The sequence below is a fragment of the Actinomadura sp. 9N215 genome (assembly GCF_044326345.1).
Lineage (GTDB): Bacteria > Actinomycetota > Actinomycetes > Streptosporangiales > Streptosporangiaceae > Spirillospora.
The window spans coordinates 33866-54527 of record NZ_JBIRBA010000042.1 but is presented as its reverse complement, the minus strand read 5'-3'; the positions used below and the strand labels follow the sequence as shown (position 1 = coordinate 54527).

Below are 20662 nucleotides of genomic sequence, written 5' to 3'. Positions count from 1 at the left end.
GGGGGGGCGCGGGCACGACCCGTATGCGGGTACATGAGCGGACAATCGGCACAGGGAGCGCAACGTGGACCTCGGCAAGCTGATCCAGGACCGGATCCGCGACGTGGACGACTACCCGAAGCCCGGGGTGGTCTTCAAGGACATCACGCCGCTGCTGGCCGACCACGTCGCGTTCGCCGGCGTCGTCGACGCGATCGTCAACCACTACGGCCGCGGCACCATCGACAAGATCGTCGGGATCGAGGCCCGCGGCTTCATCCTCGCCGCGCCCGTCGCCTACCACTTCGGCGCGGGCTTCGTCCCCGTCCGCAAAAAGGGGAAGCTACCGTCGCGGACGCACGAGGAGACCTATGATCTCGAATACGGGACGGAGACGATCGAGATCCATCTCGACGCGCTGCGACCGGGGGAGCGGGTGCTGATCGTCGACGACGTCCTCGCCACCGGGGGCACGGCCGCGGCCGCCGCCGAACTCGTCCGCAGGGGCGGGGGAGAGGTCGCCGGGCTGTCCGTCCTCCTCGAACTGTCGTTCCTTCACGGACGCGACAGGCTGGGGAATCTGGACGTTCATTCGCTGGTTACGGTCTAGTACGAAATGGGCGCCGGATACACTGGCGCCATCAGGGCCCGGTGGGGACGGGCGCGTCCCGCGGGGCACGGCGAGAAACGCGCCCGCACAGGCTAAGGAGGCTGGGTGCCAGGTGAGGTGGTATCGACCGACGCGGTGAACGACGCCGCCGCGCCCCCCACGCCCGGGGCCCGCCCGGCGCCGGAGACCGCGGGGGAGCCGCCGCGCCCGCCCGCGCCGAAACCCCCCGAAGCGTCCACCGCCCCGCCTCCCCAGGCCCCCGGCCGCCCCGCGGACGCCGCCGCGCCCGCAGCGCCCGGCCCGCCACCGGACGCCGACGCGTCCGAGCCCGCAGTTCCGTCCAGGCCCACGCCGGCCACGATTCCACCGTCTGCCGCCCGGGTGCGCCGTAGGCTCGCCAGGTTGGGCGCCCAGCGCGGCCCCGCTATGAACCCGGTACTCGAACCACTGATCAAGACCGTCCGCAACACGCATCCCAAGGCGGACCTGCGGCTCATCGAGCGCGCCTACGACGTCGCGGCGCACTACCACCGCAACCAGAAGCGCAAGAGCGGCGACCCGTACATCACGCATCCGCTCGCCGTCGCGACGATCCTCGCCGAGCTCGGCATGAACACCGAGACGCTCTGCGCGGCGCTGCTGCACGACACCGTCGAGGACACCCCGTACACGCTGGAGCAGCTGACCACCGACTTCGGCGACGAGATCGGCGCGCTCGTCGACGGCGTCACCAAGCTCGACAAGGTCAAGTACGGGGAGGCCGCGGAGGCCGAGACCGTCCGGAAGATGGTCGTGGCGATGTCCCGCGACATCCGCGTCCTGGTGATCAAGCTCGGCGACCGGCTGCACAACATGCGGACGCTGCGCTACATGCCGCGCCACAAGCAGGAGAAGAAGGCCCGCGAGACGCTTGAGGTGTTCGCCCCGCTCGCGCACCGCCTCGGCATGAACACGCTGAAGTGGGAGCTGGAGGACCTCGCGTTCGCCACCATGTACCCGAAGCGGTTCGACGAGATCGCCCGGCTGGTGTCCGAACGCGCCCCGCGCCGCGACGTCTACCTGCAGGAAGTGATCGAGAACGTCTCCACCGACCTGCGCGAGGCCCGGATCAAGGCCACCGTGACCGGACGGCCCAAGCACTACTACTCGATCTACCAGAAGATGATCGCGCGGGACGTCAGCTTCGACGACATCTACGACCTGGTCGGCATCCGGGTCCTGGTCGACAGCGTCCGCGACTGCTACGCCGCGCTCGGCTCGATCCACGCGCGATGGAACCCGGTCCCCGGCCGGTTCAAGGACTACATCGCGATGCCGAAGTTCAATATGTACCAGTCGCTGCACACCACGGTGATCGGCCCGGAGGGCAAGCCCGTCGAGCTCCAGATCCGCACGTGGGGGATGCACCGCCGCGCCGAGTACGGCGTCGCCGCGCACTGGAAGTACAAGGAGGAGACGGTCGGCGGCCGCAAGGCCGGTGACATGCAGTGGCTCCGCCAGCTCCTCGACTGGCAGAAGGAGACCGCCGACCCGGCCGAGTTCCTGGAGTCGCTGCGGTTCGACCTGTCGGTGTCCGAGGTGTTCGTGTTCACCCCGAAGGGCGACGTGATCGCGCTGCCGCAGGGCGCGACGCCGGTCGACTTCGCGTACGCGATCCACACCGAGGTCGGGCACCGATGTATCGGCGCCCGCGTCAACGGGCGTCTCGTCCCCCTCGAATCGACCCTCGACAACGGCGACACAGTCGAGGTCTTCACCTCCAAGTCGCAGGACGCCGGCCCGAGCCGCGACTGGCTCGGCTTCGTCAAGAGCGCCCGCGCCCGCAACAAGATCAAGCACTGGTTCTCCAAGGAACGCCGCGACACCGCGATCGAGTCCGGCAAGGACGCCATCGCCCGCGCGATGCGCAAGCAGAACATGCCGCTGCAGCGGATGATGTCCGGCGAGGCGCTGCTCGCCCTCGCCCGCGACATGCGCTATCCCGACGTTTCGTCGCTGTACGCGGCCGTCGGCGAGAGTCAGGTGTCGGCGCAGCACGTCGTCCAGAAGCTGGTGGACGCGCTCGGCGGCGTGGAGAGCGCCGACGAGGACCTCGCCGAGATCGCGCTGCCGACCCGCCGCAAGCGGGGCCGTCCCGCCGGCGACCCGGGCGTCGTCGTCGCCGACGACCCGGACGTGTGGGTCCGGCTGTCGCGCTGCTGCACCCCGGTGCCCGGCGACGACATCGTCGGGTTCGTGACGCGCGGGCACGGCGTGTCCGTGCACCGCGCCGACTGCGCCAACGTCGAGAGCCTGAAGGCGCAGCCCGACCGGCTGATCGACGTCAAATGGTCCCCGGGCGAGGACTCGGTCTTCCTCGTGGCGATCCAGGTGGAGGCGCTCGACCGGCCGCGGCTGCTGTCGGACGTGACCCGCGTCCTGTCCGACCAGCACGTCAACATCCTGTCGGCGTCGGTCACCACGACCCGCGACCGTGTGGCGGTGTCCCGGTTCACGTTCGAGATGGGCGACCCGAAGCATCTCGGGCACGTGCTGAAGGCCGTCCGGTCCATCGACGGGGTCTACGACGTCTACCGGACGACCAGCGGCGCCACCCGATAGGGGCGGCGCCGCTTCTGTCTTCGTCAGTTCTCGGTCTTCGTCAGTTCTCGGCGGGCTCGTCCTCGGGGATCACGTCGACCCCGGCCTCGGTGCGCTGCTGCGGGGTGATCGGCGTCGGCGCGGCCGTCAGCGGGTCGTAGCCGGACGCCGCCTTCGGGAACGCGATCACGTCGCGGATCGAGTCCTGGCGGGCGAGGAGCATGACCGTCCGGTCCCAGCCGAACGCGATGCCGCCGTGCGGCGGCGGCCCGAACTTGAACGCCTCCAGCAGGAACCCGAACTTCGACTCGGCCTCCTCCTTCGACAGGCCCAGCACGTCGAACACCCGCTGCTGCATCTCCGCGCGGTGGATACGGATGGACCCGCCGCCGATCTCCGTGCCGTTCAGGACGAGGTCGTACGCGTTCGCGAGCGCGCCGCCCGGGTCGTCCTGGAACGTCGCGGCGAACTCCGGCTTCGGCGCCGTGAACGGGTGGTGCACGGACGTCCAGCCGATGTGCTCGCCCTTGTCGTCCTCGACCGGCTCGAAGATCGGCGCGTCGACGACCCACACGAACTTCCAGGCCGACTCGTCGACCAGGCCGCGGCGGCGGCCGATCTCCAGCCGGGCCGCGCCGAGCAGCTCCTGCGTGGCGTGCCGCCTGCCCGCGCCGAAGAAGATCGCGTCGCCGGCGTCGGCGCCGACCTTCGCGGCGAGGCCCGACTTCTCGGCGTCGGACAGGTTCTTCGCGACCGGGCCGCCGAGCGTCCCGTCCTCCTGGACGAGCACGTACGCGAGCCCGCGGGCGCCGCGGGCCTTCGCCCAGTCCTGCCAGGCGTCCAGCTCCTTGCGGGTCTGGGCCGCGCCGCCCGGCATCACGACCGCGCCGACGTACGGGGCCTGGAACACGCGGAACGACGTCCCGGCGAAGTACTCGGTCATGTCGGTCAGCTCGACGCCGAACCGCAGGTCGGGCTTGTCGGACCCGAACCTGGCCATCGCGTCGGCGTAGGTGATGTGCGGGATCGGGCGGGGGATCTCGTACCCGGCGATCTCCTGCCACAGCCGGGCGACGAGGTCCTCGCCGACGGCCAGAACGTCGTCCTGGTCGCAGAACGACATCTCGATGTCGATCTGGGTGAACTCCGGTTGCCGGTCGGCGCGGAAGTCCTCGTCGCGGTAGCAGCGCGCGATCTGGTAGTAGCGCTCCAGCCCGCCGACCATGAGCAGCTGCTTGAACAGCTGCGGCGACTGCGGCAGCGCGTACCAGTGGCCCGGCTGCAACCGGACGGGCACGAGGAAGTCGCGGGCGCCCTCCGGCGTCGACCGGGTCAGCGTCGGCGTCTCCACGTTGACGAACCCGTGCTCGCGCATCACCTCGTGCGTCAGGAACGACGCTTCCGAGCGGATCTTCATGGCCCGCGCGACGGCGTCGCGGCGCAGGTCCAGGTACCGGTACTTGAGGCGGATCTCCTCGTTGACGTTGACGTCGCCCTCGATGGGGAACGGCAGCGGCGCCGCGTCCGACAGCACCTCGATGTCGGCGGCGGCGACCTCGACGTCGCCGGTGGGCAGCTCCGGGTTCTCGTTGCCGGGCGGCCGTACGCGGACCTCGCCGACGACCCTGACGCAGAACTCCGACCGCAGGTCGTGCGCCGCGTCCTCTTCCCTGAACACCACCTGGGCCGTGCCGGACGCGTCGCGCAGGTCGATGAACGTGACGCCGCCGTGGTCGCGGCGGCGGCCTACCCAGCCGGCGAGGGTGACCTGCTGTCCTGCGTGCTCCTTGCGGAGCGTCCCCGCCTCGTGCGAGCGGATCATGGTGCGAGCCTTTCCTTCAACGTCGTGATGATGTCGGTGAGCGGGACGGCGGTCTGCTCGCCCTCGGCCAGGTCCTTGACCTGGGCGACGCCGTCCGCGATATCTCGCTCCCCGAGGATCACGGCGTACCGGGCGCCCGAGCGGTCGGCGTCCTTCATGGCGCCCTTCAGCCGCTTGCCGCCGAACGCCATGTCGGCGGCGATCCCGGCGCGGCGCAGCTCGTCGACCAGCGTGAAGAGGCGGCGCTCCGCGGCCTCGCCGAGCGGCACCGCGAACGCCTCGCAGCGCGGCCCGACGGCGAGCGCGGCGCCCCCGTTCTCCTGCCTTTCGGCGTCGACCGCGAGGAGCGTGCGATCCAGGCCGACGGCGAACCCGATGCCGGGCAGCGGCGGGCCGCCGATGTCCTCCGACAGCCCGTCGTAGCGGCCGCCGCCGCCGATGCCGGACTGCGCGCCCAGCAGCGGGTGGTCGAACTCGTACGTCGTGCGGGTGTAGTAGTCGAGGCCGCGGACGAGGGTCGGGTTGTCCTCCCATGCGATGCCGAGGTCGGCGAGCAGCTCGCGGACCCGGTCGTGGTACGCCTTGCAGGCCGGGCACAGGTGGTCGGCCATCAGCGGGGCGTCCGCGAGCTGGGCCCGCACCTGGGGGCGCTTGTCGTCCAGGACCCGCAGCGGGTTGATCTCCACGCGGGCGCGGGTGTCGTCGTCCAGGTCGAGGCCGCGCAGGAAGTCCTGCAGCAGCGCCCGGTAGGCCGGACGGCACTCGCGGCAGCCGAGCGAGTTCAGCAGCAGCCGCACCCGTGTCAGGCCGAGGGACCGGTACCAGTTCCACGCGATCGCGATCGTCTCGGCGTCGACCCGCGGGTCCTCGCTGCCGATCGCCTCCAGGTCGAGCTGGTAGAACTGCCGGTAGCGGCCCTGCTGCGGCCGCTCGGCGCGGAACGCCGGGCCGGTCGTCCACACCTTCACCGGCAGCGCGCCCCTGTGCAGGTTGTTCTCCAGGACGGACCGCAGCACCGTCGCGGTGAACTCCGGACGCAGCGTCAGCGACCGGCCGCCCCTGTCCTCGAACGTGTACATCTCCTTGGACACCACGTCCGTCGACTCTCCGACGCCGCGCTTGAACAGATTGGTGTCCTCGAAGACGGCCAGCTCCATATAGCCGTAACCGGCGAGCCGCGCCTGCTCGGCGAACGCCTCGCGGACGGCGTAGAAGAGGTCCGCGCGCGGCGGAACGTATTCACTGACCCCCTTGGGGGCCCGGAAGCTCGAACTCATTGTCTCTTAGGCTCAGAATCCCTTGTTGGGCCCGTCCGCCGGAATCAGTTCCGACAGGAACGGATTCGTCGCGCGCTCGCGGCCGATTGTGGTCTGCTCGCCGTGGCCGGGCAGGACGGCCGTCTCGTCGGGCATGGCGAGGCACACCCGGGACAGGCTCGCGAGGATCTCCTCGTACGATCCGCCCGGCAGGTCGGTGCGCCCGATGGACCCGGCGAACAGCAGGTCGCCGCTGAACATCACGTCCGGGATCTCCTGCGTCTTCGGGGTCCGGAACGTCACCGACCCGGGCGTATGGCCGGGGGCGTGGTCGACGGTGAAGCTCAGCCCGGCCAGCTCCAGCGTCGAACCGTCGGCGAGCTCCTGCACGTCGTCCGGCTCCGACAGCTCCAGGCCGCCGAACAGCTGCTGCCCGGCGCCGAGCGAGAGGCCCTTCGCCGGGTCGGTGAGTAGTTCGCGGTCGTCCGGGTGGATGTAGGCGGGGACGTCCTTGGCGCCGCAGACCGGGGCCACCGACCAGACGTGATCGATGTGGCCGTGCGTCAGCAGCACCGCGACCGGCTTCAGCCGGTGCTCGCGCAGGATCGTGTCGATCCCGGCCTCGGCGTCCTGGCCGGGGTCGACGATCACGCACTCCTCACCCGCGGCGGGCGCCACGACATAGCAGTTCGCGGCGAAAGACCCCGCGGGGAACCCGGCGACGAGCACGGTCGTCCTTCCTTCGGAACCATCTCGGGTGGGCGTGTCCGAGGGTACCGGCGCGGCCATTGCCTCCGCGAACGAGATAGCGCGGTCGCCGTGTCGCGAGACGCCCGCACCGCGCTTCCGCGGCGCCCCCGCAGCGCGCCGCCGCGCGAAAGGACGGGGCCGGAAAGCGCTCCCTGAAAGGGGAGGCGCTTTTACCGTCCGGTGCCGCTACTATGCGCTGCACGTTCAACTGATCACAGTGGAGGGGCAGCACGTGGCGGGGAAGGACCGCAAGAAGGAGCTCGCGCGGCAACGCTACGAGCGCCAGCAGCAGCGACGCGCGCAGGAGGCGGCGAAGGCCCGCCGAGTCAAGATCATCAGCTCGGCCGCGGCGGTGGCGGTCATCGCCGCCGGCGGCGCCGTGTTCATGATCGTCACGGGCAAGGACGACGAGTCCACGGCCGCCGGGCCGAAATGCGACTACAAGACCGCGCCGGCGCCGGCGTCCAAGGACGTCGGCAAACCGTCCGGCAAGCCCGCCGGGACGGGCACCGTCCAGGCGACGGTCAAGACCAATCGCGGCGACGTGGAGATGCAGTTGTACGGCGCTAAGGCGCCCTGTGCCGTCAACTCATTCACGCACCTGGCGCAGAAGAACTACTTCGACAAGACGCCGTGCCACCGGCTGACGAGTGGCGGTCTCAACGTCCTTCAATGCGGCGACCCCACCGGACAGGGGACGGGCGGGCCCGGCTACCAGTTCGCCAACGAGAACACCGAAGGCGCCAAGTACACCGAAGGCACGCTCGCCATGGCGAACGGCGGTCCGGACACCAACGGCAGCCAGTTCTTCCTGGTCTACAAGGACTCTCAGCTTCAGCCCGACTACACCGTGTTCGGGAAGATAACCAAGGGGCTGGACGTGCTGAAGAAGGTCGCCGACGACGGCTCCGACCCGAAAGGCGATGGCAAGCCGAAAAAGAAGGTAGAGATCCAGGACGTCACGATCGCCGGGAATTAGGCGAACGGGATACTAAGGTGTGGAGGGTCCGGAGGGCGTGCGCCCGTTCGGACCCGCGATTCAGGAGGCAAGGGTGTCCAGCGCGACCGATCCCTGGGGCCGGGTGGACGAGGACGGCACCGTTTATGTCAAGACGACCGACGGCGAGCGGGTCGTCGGCTCCTGGCAGGCCGGGGCGCCCGAAGAGGCCCTGGCCTACTTCAAGCGCAAGTACGACGCGCTCGTCACCGAGATCGGCCTGCTCGAACAGCGCGTCCGCACCACCGACCTGCAGCCCGCGCAGGCGCAGCAGAGCATCGACCGGCTCCGCGAGGCCGTCTCCGACGCGCACGCGGTCGGCGACCTCGACGCGCTCGGCCGCCGCCTGGACGGCCTGAGCGAGCAGGTCGGGCGGCGCCGCGAGGAGGTCAAGGCCCAGCGCGAGCAGCACCGCCACGAGGCCCGCGAGGTCAAGGAGCGCATCGTCGCCGAGGCCGAGCGGATCGCGGTCGAGGAGACCCACTGGAAGAACGGCGGGGAGCGGCTGCGGCAGCTGGTCGAGGAGTGGAAGGCCGCCGACCGCATCGACCGGCCCACCGAGACCGCCCTGTGGAAGCGGCTGTCGTCGGCCCGCAACGCCTTCACCAAGCGCCGCAAGGCCTACTTCGCGACCCTGGACGACCAGCGCGAGGAGTCCCGCAGGGAGAAGGAGCGCCTGGTCGCCGAGGCCGAGGCGCTGTCCGGCTCGACCGACTGGGGCGACACCGCCGCCGCCTACCGCGACCTGATGCGCCGCTGGAAGACGGCCGGCCGCGCCTCCCGCGACGCCGAAGAGGACCTGTGGGCCCGCTTCAAGGGCGCCCAGGACACCTTCTTCCAGGCCCGCGGCGCCGCGTTCGCCGAACGCGACGCCGAGTTCCGCGAGCACGCCGAGGAGAAGGAGAAGATCCTCGCCGAGGCCGAGCGGCTGCTGCCCGTGAAGGACGTCCGGCAGGCCAGGCAGGCGCTGCGCGCCATCCAGGAGCGCTGGGAGGCCGCCGGCATGGTGCCCCGCGACCAGCGCGACCGCCTCGAAGGCCGGCTCCGCAAGATCGAGGAGACCATCCGCGCCGCCGAGGAGAACGAGTGGCGCCGCACCAACCCCGAGGCCCGCGCCCGCGCCGAGGCCACGGTCAACCAGCTGCGCAGCTCCATCGAGCAGCTCGAAGGGCGCCTCGGCAAGGCCCGCGACGCCGGCCGCGACAAGGACGTCAAGGAGGCCGAAGAGGCCCTCGACGCCCGCCGCGCCTGGCTCGAAGAAGCCGAACGCACCCTCGCCGAATTCTCTTAAGTTTATTGGGGGGGGCGACCCCCCATACCCCCCGGCTGCGCGGCACGGGTCTCCTCGCTCCGGTCGCTGGCGCTCCCTGCGCTGCGGGGACGCGGCGCGCCGGTCATGGCCGCTGCGCTCGCTGGCGCTCGCTCCGCGTCCCTGCCCGTAACCGTCGGCTGAGGTTCAATCCGCCGGGGTTGAGTTCAACTTGCCCGGTCGGGGTTCAGTCCGCCGGCGGTTGAGTTCAACTTGTCCGGTTGGGTTCAACCCGGCGGGGTTGGGTTCAGCCTGGCCGGTTGGGGTTCAACCTGCCGGGGTTGGGTCAACCTGCCTGGTTGGGATCAATCTGCGGGGGTTGGGTCAACCTGCCTGGTTGGGATCAATCTGCGGGGGTTGGGTTCTAGCCGTCCTGTGGCGGGGGCTAGGCGGTTCTGCGGCCTAGGAAGGCTAGGAGGCGGGTTTGTTCTGTGGCGCCGTTCGGGGGCGCTAGGGGCGGGCCCAGGCGGCCGTTGGCTCGGAGTGGGGCGGAGACTACCTGGGCGGTGGCGAAGGCGTGGTGGACGAGGTCCGGGTCGAGGTGTGACGGCTGGCCCGTCGCCTGGGCCAGGTCCCAGGCGTGGACGAGCGGCTCCAGGATGTAGGCCTCCAGGTAGTCGGCCAGCGGCAGGTCGCCCAGGGCGCCGAAGGGGATGAGGGCGTCCAGGGCGTCCTGGGTCAGCGCGGCGGCGCACTCCTTGCGCGCCGTCCGCCAGCTCATCAGGACGTCGCCCGGGACGAACCGGGACGGGTCGCGGCTGACGTCCGGCGCGGGCTCCCCGGCGGCCAGGGCCCTGACCAGGTGCTGCCCGCCGGTGACGTGACCGGCGACGTCCCTGGCGGTCCACCCCGCGCAGGGCGACGCCGCGTCCCAGCCGTCCCGGGAGACGCCGGCGACCAGGCCCTCGAACAGGTCGAGGGCCCGGTGGTAGCCGCTGAGGTTCTGAGCCATGCTGGTCAGTGACGCGCGATCCGACCGCCCTGTCAAGCGCTATCGCGAAGGTCGCCTCCCTCCGGCACGGGATCAGGCCGACGGGCCGGCCCGCCGCCGGACCATCTGCTCCATCAGGGTGATCTCCGCGCGCTGGCCGTCCACCATCGTGCGGGCGAGGCGGCGCACCCGGTCGTGGTCGGTGCGGGCCAGCACCGCCTCGGCCATGGCGACGCCGCCGCGATGGTGGGCGGCCATCAGGCGCAGGAACCGGACCTCGGCGGCGCGGCCGGACGCCCTCTCCAAGTCGGCGAGCTGCTCGCGCGTCGCCATCCCCGGCATCGCGACCGCGTCGCCCCGGTGCGCGCCGTGCCCGGACACCCACCGCATGGGGCCCGCGGGGTCGGTCTTGGGCAGGCCCCACTCGTCCAGCCAGGCGGTCATCATGCCGATCTGCGCCGACTGGGTGTTGATGATGTCGTAGGCCAGCAGGCGGACGTCGCGGTCGTCCGTCCGGTCCCGGACGATGAACGACATCCGCACCGCCTGCGCGTGGTGGGCGCTCATGTCGCGGGCGAACCCGGCCTCCGGGTCGTCCGTTCCCGGGTCGCCGCCGCGGAACACGGTGAGCGCCACCAGTGCCGCGCCGGTGAGGAGGACGAGGGCCGCGAGGACGACGGTTACGCGCCGTCCCTTGCCCGTTAGGGGTTCCGGCGCCGCGTCGGGCGTCACGGGGTGTCCTTCGCGCCGTCGCACGGCGCGCCGGGCTCGGGTGTCTGCGGGCCCTTCACGAAGGCGCGCAGGAACTCGTCGACGCGCGGGTCGGACGCGTCCTGGAGCTTGACCTGGCGGCCCCAGGCGCTGAGCGCGATCGGGGTGTCCAGCGACGGGTACGGGCTCATGAACGTGTAGTCGGCGCCGGTGACCTTGCCCTTGAGGACGTCGAGCTGTGCCGCGGCCAGGCCGGGACGGTACGTGATCCACACGGCGCCGTGTTCCAGTGAGTGCACGGCGTTCTCGTTGCGCAGCGGAGCGTCGTACACGCGGCCGTTGCAGTTCTGCCAGGCGGAGTCGTGGTTGCCGCCCATGGGCGGGTCGGTGGCGTAGTCGACGTTGCCGGCGGTGTGGTCGCGACCGAGGCCGTCCTTGGTCACCATGCCCGCGATGGACGCGGAGTCCTCCGCGGACGACGGCCGTGACTGCATGAACGCGTAGCCGATGGCGACGGCCGCCACCACGCCGATCAGGGTGAAGAAGGCGATGGCGCCCCACGGCGTCTCCCGTTGCGTGAGCGCGTTCTTCGTCGGGTTCTTGCGGGCGTTCTTGTTCCGGGCGCTCTTGGACATGAGAGCGGTCCTCTCGATGCTGTGAATGGCTGTTGGACAGGAGAGCTGCGCCGTATCGCGGTAGGCGTCGATACGGCGCATGCGGTGGCTTTACGGCCGGTCTGTCACAGCCGGAGCACCTGGAGGGCGGGCCGGAGCGCGGGTCTGGGCGCGCCAAGGGCGGACGAGACGAGCGTCCAGCCGAAGCGGGCGGGCAGCCGCGAGGCAGGGCGGCGCAGTGCGGCCGCCAGGGCGAGCAGGACGAGAGTGAACAGGACGGCCATGCACAGGCACGCGTCCATCGGCGTCTGCGAGGGCCGGTCCTCCGGGGGCGCTGTCAATGCCGTGTCAGCGAGCCTGTGAAGGCCCGAGAGCGCCGAAACCCCGGGATCGGGGGTGTGGTGGCCGGTGGCGGCGGACGCGGCCGCCACCGGGACGCTCACGGCGTGCTCGGTGCACAGCCGCTCGACCGGGCCGTGTCCCAGCCCGTAGCTGAAGATCAGCCCGCCCACGACGAAGAGCACCACGAGCAGTCCTGCCGGCCCGTGGCGCCTGCGCGGGGTCGTACCGGACACCGTCACGCTCCTGAATGCCTCTTTCGCGCCACTCCAACGCGGGAACCAAGCCTCAGGTTCCACACGCCTCTTGGACCTTGGACGGAGACAGAACCCTCCTGACGTAGCAGGAGCGTCGCTCCGGACGGCCCGAAGATGAACCCTATGACGCGATCGGGGGCCGAGGAAGCGACGCTGCGGCCGGACAGGAGGACGCTGCACCTGGTGCTAGCCACGGCCGTGCAGATCGGCGTCATCGCCGTGGTGCTGTCCGTCTATGAGTACGGGCGTCACCTCGCGGACGGGCGGTCGGCCCAGGCGTTCGCGAACGCGCGGTGGCTGTGGGACGCCGAGCGTGCCCTGCGCCTGCCGGACGAGTCGTCCCTGCAGAAGTGGGCGCTCGGCTGGGACGGCTGGGTGCGGGCGGCCAACGAGTACTACGTCCGCGTGCACTTCCCGGGAACCACCGTGTTCATGATCTGGGTGTGGGTCAGGCACCGGCGGGCGTGGCCGCGCGTCCGCGCCGCGATCGTCCTGTCGCTGGTGATGGCGCTGGCCGTCCATTTCGCGTTTCCGCTGGCGCCGCCCCGGATGCTGTCCGGTCACGGGCTCGTGGACGTGATGCGCATCCACGGACCCAGCGCGTACGCGGCGGAGCCCGGCAGCGGGCTGGCGAACCAGTTCGCCGCGATGCCGTCGCTGCACGTCGGCTGGGCGCTGCTGGTCGCCTGGGGCGTGATCCGCTACGGGCGCGGCCGGTGGCGGTACGCCATCGCGGCGCACCCGGTGATCACCCTCCTGGTTGTCGTGCTGACCGCGAACCACTACTGGCTGGACGGCGTCGCCGGGGCGTCGATCGTCCTCGCGGCGCTGGGGCTGACGTCTACCGTCGCGCGGCTGAGCGACCGCGGGCCGGGGCGGACGGTGATGTCGGCGCCGCGAGATAGTGTCGGAGCGTGACCAGCAGGGCGGAATCGGGCGAGCCGGAGGGCCTCTTCGACGCACCGGTACCGGAGCGCGTCCCGGTGGCCCCACCGGCGCCGCTGGGTCCGGCAGCCTCCGGCGGGGGAGACGTGCGGCAGCCACTCGCCGTGCGGATGCGTCCCCGCGCCCTGGACGAGGTCGTAGGCCAGGCCCATCTGCTCGGCCCCGGCACCCCGATCCGGCAGCTCGTCGACCGCGACGTGCCGATGTCGCTCGTCCTGTGGGGCCCGCCGGGCACCGGCAAGACGACCCTGGCCACGGTCGTCAGCCACGTCACGTCCCGCCGGTTCGTGGAGATCTCCGCGGTCAGCGACGGCGTCAAGCGCGTCCGCGCCGAGATCGACCTGGCGCGCCGCGAGCTCGGCATGGCCGGGCGGCAGACGGTCCTGTTCGTCGACGAGGTCCACCGCTTCAACAAGGCCCAGCAGGACGCGCTGCTCCCCGCCGTGGAGAACCGCTGGGTGTCCTTCATCGGCGCCACCACCGAGAACCCGTTCTTCTCCGTCATCAGCCCGCTGCTGTCGCGCTCGCTGCTGCTGACCCTGGAGCCGCTCGGCGAGGACGACCTGCGCGAGGTGATCCACCGGGCCCTCGCCGACGAGCGCGGCCTCGGCGGCGCCGTCAGCCTGGACTCCGCCGCCGAAGACCACCTCGTCCGGCTGGCCGGAGGCGACGCCCGCCGCGCCCTCACCTACCTGGAGGCCGCGGCGCTGGTCGTCGACGACGGCGGCGCGATCGACGTCGGCCTGCTGGAGAAGGCCGTCGACCGGGCCGCCGTCCGCTACGACCGCGAGGGCGACCAGCACTACGACGTCATCAGCGCGTTCATCAAGAGCATCCGCGGCAGCGACGCCGACGCCGCCCTGCACTACCTGGCCCGCATGATCGAGGCCGGTGAGGACCCGCGGTTCATCGCCAGGCGCCTGATCGTGCACGCCAGCGAGGACGTCGGCATGGCCGACCCGACCGCCCTGCAGACCGCCGTCGCCGCGGCGCAGGCGGTGGAGTTCGTCGGCCTGCCCGAGGCCCGCATCAACCTCGCCCAGGCGGTGATCCACCTCGCCCTGGCCCCCAAGTCGAACGCGGTCATCACGGCCGTGGACGAGGCGCTCGGCGACGTCCGCAAGGGCCTGGTGGGGCCCGTCCCCGGGCATCTGCGCGACGCGCACTACAAGGGCGCGGCGAAGATCGGGCACGGCGAGGGCTACAAGTACGCCCACAGCCACCCAGGCGGCGTGGTGAAACAGCAGTACGCGCCCGACTCGGTCGACGGACGGGAGTACTATCGGCCGACCCGGCACGGCGCCGAGGCGCGGTTCACCGAGGTCCTCGCGCGGATACGGTCCGTCCTGCGCGGACCGACCGGCGAGGGGCGGGACGGACGCTGACCGATCTCGTCCGGCCGGTGCTCCCGCCGCGCCGACCGGGGGACCGGTAGGGTCCGGGGGACCCTATAGAGTCGTGACGCCATGCCCGGCGTGGGAGCCGGAATCGCACGAACGGAAAGCCCTGATGCTCACTGGTGGACAGCTCGCGGGTCTCATCGTGGCCGTGTTCTGGGCGGTGCTCGTCACGTTCATCGCGCTCACCCTGCTGAGGCTCGCCCGCCTCCTCCGCGAGGCCGGCGAGGTCGTCCGCGACATCGGCGACCAGGCGGGCCCCCTGATGGACGACATGACCCGCACGGTGCAACGCGCCAACGAGCAGCTCGGCCGCACCGACGTCATCACCAAGCAGGTCGCGGGCGTCACCCAGAACGTGTCGGCCGTCACCACCGTCATGACGTCGGTGGTGGGCGGGCCGCTGGTGAAGGCCGCCGCCTTCTCCTACGGCGTCCGCAAGGCCCTCGGAAGCCGCGACGGCGACGCCGGGGGCGACCACGACCACGACGGCGACCGCTCCGCGGCCAACGGCCGCTCCCGGGAGTCCCGCTCCCGGCAGGGCCGGTCCCGCGGCGGCCGGACCCGCGGCGGCCGGTCCGGCAATGGGCGGCCCGAGCTGCCGGCCCGGTCCTCGGGCAGGGGACGCGGATGAGGCGGCTGTTCTGGCTCACGCTCGGCGCGGGCGCGGGCGTCTACGTCTCGCACCGCGTCAAGCGGCGCGTGGTGCGGTTCACGCGGGCCCTGTCCCCGGAGGGCGTCGCGGCGCGCGCGGTGTCGACCGGGCACGGCGCGGGCGAACGGCTGAGGCATTTCGCCTCCGACGTCCGTACGGAGATGAAGGCCCGCGAGGAGGAGCTGCGCGAGGCCGTCCGCATGGACCAGGCTCCGCCCGACGCCGAGCTCGCCCGGCCCCGCCGCGTCCTCAGGGCGCGCTACACGATCATCGACCACACCGACCGCGGGCACATCGACCGCGACCACGACCACATCGACCACGACAAGGATGGCCACTGATCATGGAGTCGGCAGAGGTGGCGCGCCGCTTCCTCACGTTCTTCGAGGAGCGCGGGCACACGGTGGTGCCCTCGGCCAGCCTGGTCGCCGAGGACCCGACCCTCCTGCTGGTCAACGCCGGCATGGTCCCGTTCAAGCCGTACTTCCTGGGCCAGCGCACGCCTCCGTCCGCCCGGATGACCAGCGCCCAGAAGTGCGTGCGGACGCCCGACATCGAAGAGGTCGGCAAGACCACCCGGCACGCCACGTTCTTCCAGATGCTGGGCAACTTCTCCATCGGCGACTACTTCAAGGAGCAGGCGATCCCGTTCGCCTGGGAGCTGCTGACCCGGTCCCGGGACGACGGCGGCTTCGGGTTCCCCGAGGAGAAGCTCTGGGTGACGGTCTTCACCGACGACGACGAGGCCGCGGGCCTCTGGCACGACAAGGTCGGCGTCCCCCATGAGCGCATCCAGCGGCGCGGCATGGAGGACAACTTCTGGTCGATGGGCGTCCCCGGCCCGTGCGGCCCCTGCTCGGAGATCTACTACGACCGGGGCCCCGAGTACGGCCGCGAGGGCGGCCCCGTCGCCGACGAGGACCGCTACCTCGAAGTGTGGAACCTCGTCTTCATGCAGTACGAGCGGGGCCCGGGGGAGAGCAAGACCGACTTCCCGATCCTCGGCGACCTGCCCGCCAAGAACATCGACACCGGCATGGGCCTGGAGCGCATGGCGGCGATCCTGCAGGGCGTCGACAACATCTACGAGACGGACACGCTGTGGCGCGTCCTCGACCGCGCCGCCGGGCTGACCGGCGTCCGGTACGGCCGCGACCACCGCGCGGACGTGTCGCTGCGCGTCATCGCCGACCACGTCCGCAGCGGGACCATGATGGTCGCCGACGGCATCCGTCCCGGCAACGAGGGACGCGGCTACGTGCTGCGCCGCATCCTGCGCCGCTCCATCCGCAACCTCCGCCTGCTCGGCGGCCAGGACGCGGGCCTCATGCACGAGCTGACCGCCGTCGCCGTCGCGGCGATGGGCGAGCAGTACCCGGAGCTGGTCCGCACGGCCGCGAACATCCACACGGTCATCGACGCCGAAGAGGACTCCTTCCTCCAGACGCTCCGCACCGGCACCGCCATCTTCGACACCGCCGTCGAGGAGACCCGCCGGTCGGGCGGCGCGACCCTGGCGGGCGAGCAGGCGTTCAAGCTCCACGACACCTACGGCTTCCCGATCGACCTGACGCTGGAGATGGCGTCCGAGCAGGGCCTCCAGGTCGACGAGGACGGCTTCCGCCGCCTCATGCGCGAGCAGCGGGACCGCGCCAAGAAGGACGCCCGCGACAAGAGGACCGGCAACCTGGACGTGTCCGTCCTCGACGAGCTGCTCACCGGCGCCGGCGGCAAGGTCGACTTCATCGGCTACCGGCACCTGCTCGGCGACGCCCGCCTCGTCGGGCTGCTGGTCAACGGCGCCAACGCGCCCGCGGCCGGGGAGGGCACCGACGTCGAGGTCGTCCTCGACCGCACCCCCTTCTACGCCGAGGGCGGCGGGCAGCTCGCCGACCACGGCCTGATCAGGCTCGGCAACGGCGCCGTCATCGAGATCACGGACGTGCAGTCCCCCCTCGCGGGCCTCATCGTGCACCGCGGACGCGTCACCGGCGGCGAGGCGCAGGCCGGCGACTCCGCGCACGCCGAGGTGGACGTCGAGCGCCGCCGCGCGATCTCCCGCTCGCACACCGCGACCCACCTGGTGCACGCCGGGTTCCGCCGGGCGCTCGGCGAGTCCGCGGCGCAGGCCGGATCGGAGAACTCGCCGGGCCGGTTCCGGTTCGACTTCACCGCGTCCGGCGCCGTCCCCGTCAGCGTGCTCCGCGACGTCGAGGACGAGGTCAACGAGGTCCTCGTCGGCGACCTGGACGTCCGCGCGTTCCACACCTCGATCGACGAGGCCCGCGCGATGGGCGCGCTCGCCCTGTTCGGCGAGAAGTACGGCGACGAGGTCCGCGTCGTCGAGGTCGGCGACTACTCCCGCGAGCTGTGCGGCGGCACGCACGTCGCGCGGTCCGGGCAGCTCGGCCTGATCAAGGTGCTGGGCGAGTCGTCGATCGGCGCGGGCGTCCGCCGCGTGGAGGCCCTCGTCGGCATCGACGCGTTCCGGTTCCTGGCCCGCGAGAGCGTCCTCGTCGCGCAGCTCTCCGAGCAGCTGAAGGCCCGCAAGGAGGAGCTGCCCGAGCGGATCTCGGGCGTCGTCACGCGGCTCCGCGACGCGGAGAAGGAGCTGGACAAGCTCCGCTCCCAGCAGGTCCTCGCCATCGCCGGCTCGCTCGCCGACGGCGCCAAGGACGTGCACGGCACCGCGTTCGTCGGGCACCGCGCCCCGGACGGCACCGGCGCCGACGACCTGCGCAAGCTCGCCGTCGACGTCCGCGGACGCCTCACGTCCCGGCCCGCCGTCGTGATGGTCACCGGCGTGCCGAAGGACCGTCCGGTCGTGGTCGTCGCCGTCACCCCCGGAGCCCGCGACCGCGGCCTCAGGGCGGGCGCGCTCGTCGGCCTCGCCGCCAAGGCGCTCGGCGGGGGCGGCGGAGGCAAGGACGACCTCGCCCAGGGCGGCGGGGCCGACCCGTCCGCCATAGGCGACGCCCTCGCCGCCGTCGAACAAGCCGTAGGGGCCGCGTGAGCCCGGGATATCGGGGCAAGACACCGGGACCGGCCCGCCGGGCGGGGGCACGCCGATGAGGGACGGTGTCCGGTTGGGAATCGATGTCGGGAGTGTTCGGATCGGGGTCGCGCGCTGCGACCCCGGCGGGATCCTCGCGTCGCCGCTGGAGACCGTGAAGAGCGGCAAGGGCGACATCGACCGGCTCGTGGCGCTCGTCGCCGAGCACGAGGCGATCGAGGTGGTCGTGGGCCTGCCGACGTCGCTGTCGGGCCGCGAGGGCCCGGCTGCGGAGGCGGCGCGGCGCTTCGCGGCCCGGCTGGCCGACCGGCTCCCCCCGGACACGGTCCGGCTGTACGACGAGAGGCTCACCACCGTCACGGCCGAGAGCGGCCTGCGCGCGGGCGGGGTGCACGGCAAGGCGCGGCGGGCGGTCGTCGACCAGGCCGCCGCGTCCGTCCTGCTCCAGGCCGCCCTTGACGCGGAACGGTTGACGGGACGCCCCCCAGGCGAGATCGTCCGGGGGAGCTCATGAACGACTTGGACCTCTTCTCAGACCCGTACGGCGACGGGCGTCCGCAGGACGACCGGTACGGCAGGCGCGACCAGCGGCGCGTCCGCAAGCGGCAGAAGCGGCGCAGGCGCAACGGCCGCGCCGCCGCCCTGTTCGCCATGGCGTTCCTGGTCGCGGTGTTCGGCACCGGCGGCGTCCTCGGGTACGCGTGGCTCGACAACAAGCGCCACCCGCCGGACTACGACGGCCAGGGCTCGGGGAACGTCACCGTCCAGATCAAGGACGGCGCGAGCGGCTTCGCGATCGGGTCGACGCTGGAGGAGCACCGCGTGGTGAAGAGCGCCCGCGCGTTCGTGAAGGCGTACACGAAGGAGACGCGCGCCTCCACCATCCAGCCGGGCTTCTACCAGATGCGGCAGAGGATGTCGTCGGCGGCGGCGATGGCGCTGCTGCTGGACCCGAAGTCCCGCGCCGGCAACCAGATCACCATCCCGGAGGGCCGCCGGGCCGTCGAGACCTACGAGCTGCTGGCGAAGAAGACCGGCATCTCCGTCAAGGAGTTCCAGGCGGCCGCGAAGAAGCCGGACGCGCTCGAACTGCCCTCGTACGCGAAGGGCAAGGTGGAGGGGTATCTCTACCCGGGACGCTACGACCTCGACCCGAACGCCTCGGCGGAGCAGATCCTCAAGCAGATGGTCGCCCGCTTCAACCAGGAGGCCGAGAGCGTCGATCTGGAGGGCAAGGCGCGGGACGCGGGCCTGAGCCCGGCGAAGGTCATCACGCTGGCCAGCCTCGTCCAGGCGGAGGGCGGCAAGCCCAGCGACCTGCCGCAGATCTCCCAGGTGATCTACAACCGGGTGGAGAAGGGCATGCCGCTCCAGTTCGACACCACGGTGCTGTACGCGCTGAACAAGCGGACCCTGACGGTGACCAACCAGGACCTCCAGGTCGACTCGCCGTACAACACCTACAAGCACAAGGGCCTGCCGCCCGGCCCGATCGCCAACCCGGGCCCGGACGCGATCGAGGCGGCGCTCACGCCGAAGCAGGGCCCGTGGCTGTTCTTCATCGCCACCGACCCCACCAACAAGATCACCGAGTTCGCCACGACGGAGGAAGAGCGGCAGCGGCTGGAGAAGAAGTTCCGGGCATGGCAGAAAGCGCACCCGGGGCAGTGAGCGGCCGCCGCGCGGCGGTGCTGGGGTCGCCGATCGAGCATTCGCTGTCGCCGGTGCTGCACCGCGCGGCGTACGCGGCGATGGGCCTGGACGCGTGGTCCTACGACGCGATCGAGTGCGGCGAGGACGGCCTGGCCGCGCTGCTGGACGGCCTCGGCCCCGAATGGGCGGGCCTGTCGCTGACGATGCCGCTCAAGCGGGTCGCGCTCGGCCTGGTCGACACGGTGTCGGACCTGGCGGTGAAGGTCGGCGGCGCCAACACGATCGTCCTGCGGGACGGGCGGCGGCACGGCGACAACACCGACGTGCACGGCATCGTGACGGCGCTCGCCGAGGCGGGCCTGAAGGCGCCCGGGTCCGCGCTGGTGCTCGGCGGCGGCGCGACGGCGGCGTCCGCGCTGGCCGCGCTCGCCGGCCTCGGGATGGACGAGGCCGTCCTCGCCGCGCGGACGCCCGAGCGCGCCGCCGAGGCCGCGCGGGTGGGGGAGCGGTTCGGGCTCGCGGTCCGGGTCGTGCCGCTCGACGACGTGACCGCGCACCTGCCCGCCGAGCTGGTGGTGTCGACGCTGCCCGGACGGGCCGCCGACCCGTTCGCCGAGCCGGTCGCCGCGTCCGGCGCGGCCCTGTTCGACGTGGCGTACGCGCCGTGGCCGACGGCGCTCGCGGCGGCCGTCCGGCGGTCCGGCGGGACGGTCGTCGGCGGGTTCGCGATGCTCCTGCACCAGGCCGTCCGGCAGGTGACGCTGATGACCGGCCGCGAGGACGTCCCCGTGGAGGCGATGCGCGCCGCCGGCGAGGCCGAACTCGACCGCCGCGCCTGACCAGG

The 20662-nt window shown here is 71.9% G+C and carries 19 protein-coding genes; 12 read left to right on the top strand and 7 right to left on the bottom strand.

Annotation, left to right across the window (positions count from 1 at the left end; translation table 11 throughout):
• The first annotated feature begins 64 nt into the window (after positions 1–64).
• Both ACH34T_RS41790 and ACH34T_RS41785 read left to right on the top strand, forming a co-directional pair.
• Positions 65–589: an adenine phosphoribosyltransferase gene (locus ACH34T_RS41790; protein WP_396026558.1), complete on the top strand. Its 525-nt coding sequence runs from the start codon at positions 65–67 to the stop codon at positions 587–589.
• 426 nt (positions 590–1015) lie between these two features.
• Positions 1016–3190 carry a RelA/SpoT family protein gene (locus ACH34T_RS41785; RefSeq protein ID WP_396026563.1) on the top strand — a complete coding sequence of 725 codons (2175 nt, stop codon included), beginning with the start codon at positions 1016–1018 and terminating at the stop codon, positions 3188–3190.
• A gap of 40 nt (positions 3191–3230) precedes the next feature.
• Here the strand turns inward: ACH34T_RS41785 and aspS are convergent, their stop codons facing one another.
• The 3 genes from aspS to ACH34T_RS41770 are packed head-to-tail and all read right to left on the bottom strand — an operon-like array spanning position 3231 to position 6976.
• A complete protein-coding gene (aspS, locus tag ACH34T_RS41780) occupies positions 3231–4991 on the bottom strand; it encodes an aspartate--tRNA ligase (protein ID WP_396026557.1) in 1761 nt (586 codons plus the stop codon).
• The gene (gene hisS, locus ACH34T_RS41775; RefSeq protein ID WP_396026556.1) at positions 4988–6268 is read right to left on the bottom strand and encodes a histidine--tRNA ligase; all 1281 of its coding nucleotides are present in this window, start codon (positions 6266–6268) and stop codon (positions 4988–4990) included. The genes aspS and hisS overlap by 4 nt, the downstream gene beginning before the upstream one ends.
• A gap of 12 nt (positions 6269–6280) precedes the next feature.
• The gene (locus tag ACH34T_RS41770) at positions 6281–6976 is read right to left on the bottom strand and encodes an MBL fold metallo-hydrolase (protein ID WP_396026555.1); all 696 of its coding nucleotides are present in this window, start codon (positions 6974–6976) and stop codon (positions 6281–6283) included.
• Between the two features lie 28 nt (positions 6977–7004).
• On the opposite strand from ACH34T_RS41770, the gene ACH34T_RS41765 reads away from it, so the two are divergent.
• Together ACH34T_RS41765 and ACH34T_RS41760 are read left to right on the top strand one after the other, a co-directional pair.
• Positions 7005–7976, top strand: coding sequence for a peptidylprolyl isomerase (locus ACH34T_RS41765; RefSeq protein WP_396026554.1), 972 nt, complete (start codon positions 7005–7007; stop codon positions 7974–7976).
• Between the two features lie 73 nt (positions 7977–8049).
• Complete coding sequence (locus ACH34T_RS41760; protein ID WP_396026553.1) at positions 8050–9285, top strand: DUF349 domain-containing protein; 1236 nt, start codon at positions 8050–8052, stop codon at positions 9283–9285.
• A 403-nt stretch (positions 9286–9688) separates the two neighbouring features.
• Here ACH34T_RS41760 and ACH34T_RS41755 read toward each other — a convergent pair whose 3' ends face one another.
• The 4 genes from ACH34T_RS41755 to ACH34T_RS41740 all read right to left on the bottom strand — a co-directional run bounded on the left by ACH34T_RS41755 (position 9689) and on the right by ACH34T_RS41740 (position 12134).
• Positions 9689–10255 (bottom strand): TIGR03086 family metal-binding protein, encoded by a 567-nt coding sequence (locus ACH34T_RS41755; protein WP_396026552.1) that lies wholly within the window; start codon positions 10253–10255, stop codon positions 9689–9691.
• 72 nt (positions 10256–10327) lie between these two features.
• Entirely contained in the window at positions 10328–10966 is a 639-nt protein-coding gene (locus ACH34T_RS41750) for a DUF305 domain-containing protein (RefSeq protein ID WP_396026551.1), read from the bottom strand.
• A complete protein-coding gene (locus ACH34T_RS41745; protein WP_396026550.1) occupies positions 10963–11580 on the bottom strand; it encodes a DUF3105 domain-containing protein in 618 nt (205 codons plus the stop codon). Before ACH34T_RS41745 ends, ACH34T_RS41750 begins: the two co-directional genes overlap by 4 nt.
• A gap of 104 nt (positions 11581–11684) precedes the next feature.
• Entirely contained in the window at positions 11685–12134 is a 450-nt protein-coding gene (locus tag ACH34T_RS41740) for a hypothetical protein (RefSeq protein ID WP_396026549.1), read from the bottom strand.
• Between the two features lie 144 nt (positions 12135–12278).
• Between ACH34T_RS41740 and ACH34T_RS41735 the strand changes: the two genes are divergently transcribed.
• From ACH34T_RS41735 to ACH34T_RS41700, 8 genes are all read left to right on the top strand, one after another.
• The gene (locus ACH34T_RS41735; protein WP_396026548.1) at positions 12279–13073 is read left to right on the top strand and encodes a phosphatase PAP2 family protein; all 795 of its coding nucleotides are present in this window, start codon (positions 12279–12281) and stop codon (positions 13071–13073) included.
• A 137-nt stretch (positions 13074–13210) separates the two neighbouring features.
• Positions 13211–14485 (top strand): replication-associated recombination protein A, encoded by a 1275-nt coding sequence (locus ACH34T_RS41730; protein WP_396026562.1) that lies wholly within the window; start codon positions 13211–13213, stop codon positions 14483–14485.
• Between the two features lie 124 nt (positions 14486–14609).
• Complete coding sequence (locus ACH34T_RS41725; protein WP_396026547.1) at positions 14610–15131, top strand: DUF948 domain-containing protein; 522 nt, start codon at positions 14610–14612, stop codon at positions 15129–15131.
• Positions 15128–15493 (top strand): hypothetical protein, encoded by a 366-nt coding sequence (locus tag ACH34T_RS41720; RefSeq protein ID WP_396026546.1) that lies wholly within the window; start codon positions 15128–15130, stop codon positions 15491–15493. The genes ACH34T_RS41725 and ACH34T_RS41720 overlap by 4 nt, the downstream gene beginning before the upstream one ends.
• 2 nt (positions 15494–15495) lie before the next feature.
• Positions 15496–18165 (top strand): alanine--tRNA ligase, encoded by a 2670-nt coding sequence (gene alaS, locus ACH34T_RS41715; protein WP_396026545.1) that lies wholly within the window; start codon positions 15496–15498, stop codon positions 18163–18165.
• Positions 18166–18220: 55 nt separating this feature from the next.
• Positions 18221–18679 carry a Holliday junction resolvase RuvX gene (ruvX, locus tag ACH34T_RS41710; protein WP_396026544.1) on the top strand — a complete coding sequence of 153 codons (459 nt, stop codon included), beginning with the start codon at positions 18221–18223 and terminating at the stop codon, positions 18677–18679.
• On the top strand, positions 18676–19836 hold the full coding sequence (mltG, locus tag ACH34T_RS41705; RefSeq protein WP_396026543.1) for an endolytic transglycosylase MltG: 1161 nt from the start codon (positions 18676–18678) through the stop codon (positions 19834–19836). The genes ruvX and mltG overlap by 4 nt, the downstream gene beginning before the upstream one ends.
• Positions 19809–20657 (top strand): shikimate dehydrogenase, encoded by an 849-nt coding sequence (locus ACH34T_RS41700; protein ID WP_396026542.1) that lies wholly within the window; start codon positions 19809–19811, stop codon positions 20655–20657. The genes mltG and ACH34T_RS41700 overlap by 28 nt, the downstream gene beginning before the upstream one ends.
• The last annotated feature ends 5 nt before the right edge of the window (positions 20658–20662 follow it).

Coding starts and splice junctions, on each gene's coding strand:
- ACH34T_RS41785 (WP_396026563.1), top strand. CDS start 1,016: ATGAACCCGGTACTCGAACCACTGATCAAGACCGTCCGCAACACGCAT.
- aspS (WP_396026557.1), bottom strand. CDS start 4,991: ATGATCCGCTCGCACGAGGCGGGGACGCTCCGCAAGGAGCACGCAGGA.
- hisS (WP_396026556.1), bottom strand. CDS start 6,268: ATGAGTTCGAGCTTCCGGGCCCCCAAGGGGGTCAGTGAATACGTTCCG.
- ACH34T_RS41755 (WP_396026552.1), bottom strand. CDS start 10,255: ATGGCTCAGAACCTCAGCGGCTACCACCGGGCCCTCGACCTGTTCGAG.
- ACH34T_RS41745 (WP_396026550.1), bottom strand. CDS start 11,580: ATGTCCAAGAGCGCCCGGAACAAGAACGCCCGCAAGAACCCGACGAAG.
- ACH34T_RS41735 (WP_396026548.1), top strand. CDS start 12,279: ATGACGCGATCGGGGGCCGAGGAAGCGACGCTGCGGCCGGACAGGAGG.
- ACH34T_RS41730 (WP_396026562.1), top strand. CDS start 13,211: ATGCGTCCCCGCGCCCTGGACGAGGTCGTAGGCCAGGCCCATCTGCTC.
- ACH34T_RS41725 (WP_396026547.1), top strand. CDS start 14,610: ATGCTCACTGGTGGACAGCTCGCGGGTCTCATCGTGGCCGTGTTCTGG.
- ACH34T_RS41720 (WP_396026546.1), top strand. CDS start 15,128: ATGAGGCGGCTGTTCTGGCTCACGCTCGGCGCGGGCGCGGGCGTCTAC.
- alaS (WP_396026545.1), top strand. CDS start 15,496: ATGGAGTCGGCAGAGGTGGCGCGCCGCTTCCTCACGTTCTTCGAGGAG.
- ruvX (WP_396026544.1), top strand. CDS start 18,221: ATGAGGGACGGTGTCCGGTTGGGAATCGATGTCGGGAGTGTTCGGATC.
- mltG (WP_396026543.1), top strand. CDS start 18,676: ATGAACGACTTGGACCTCTTCTCAGACCCGTACGGCGACGGGCGTCCG.
- ACH34T_RS41700 (WP_396026542.1), top strand. CDS start 19,809: ATGGCAGAAAGCGCACCCGGGGCAGTGAGCGGCCGCCGCGCGGCGGTG.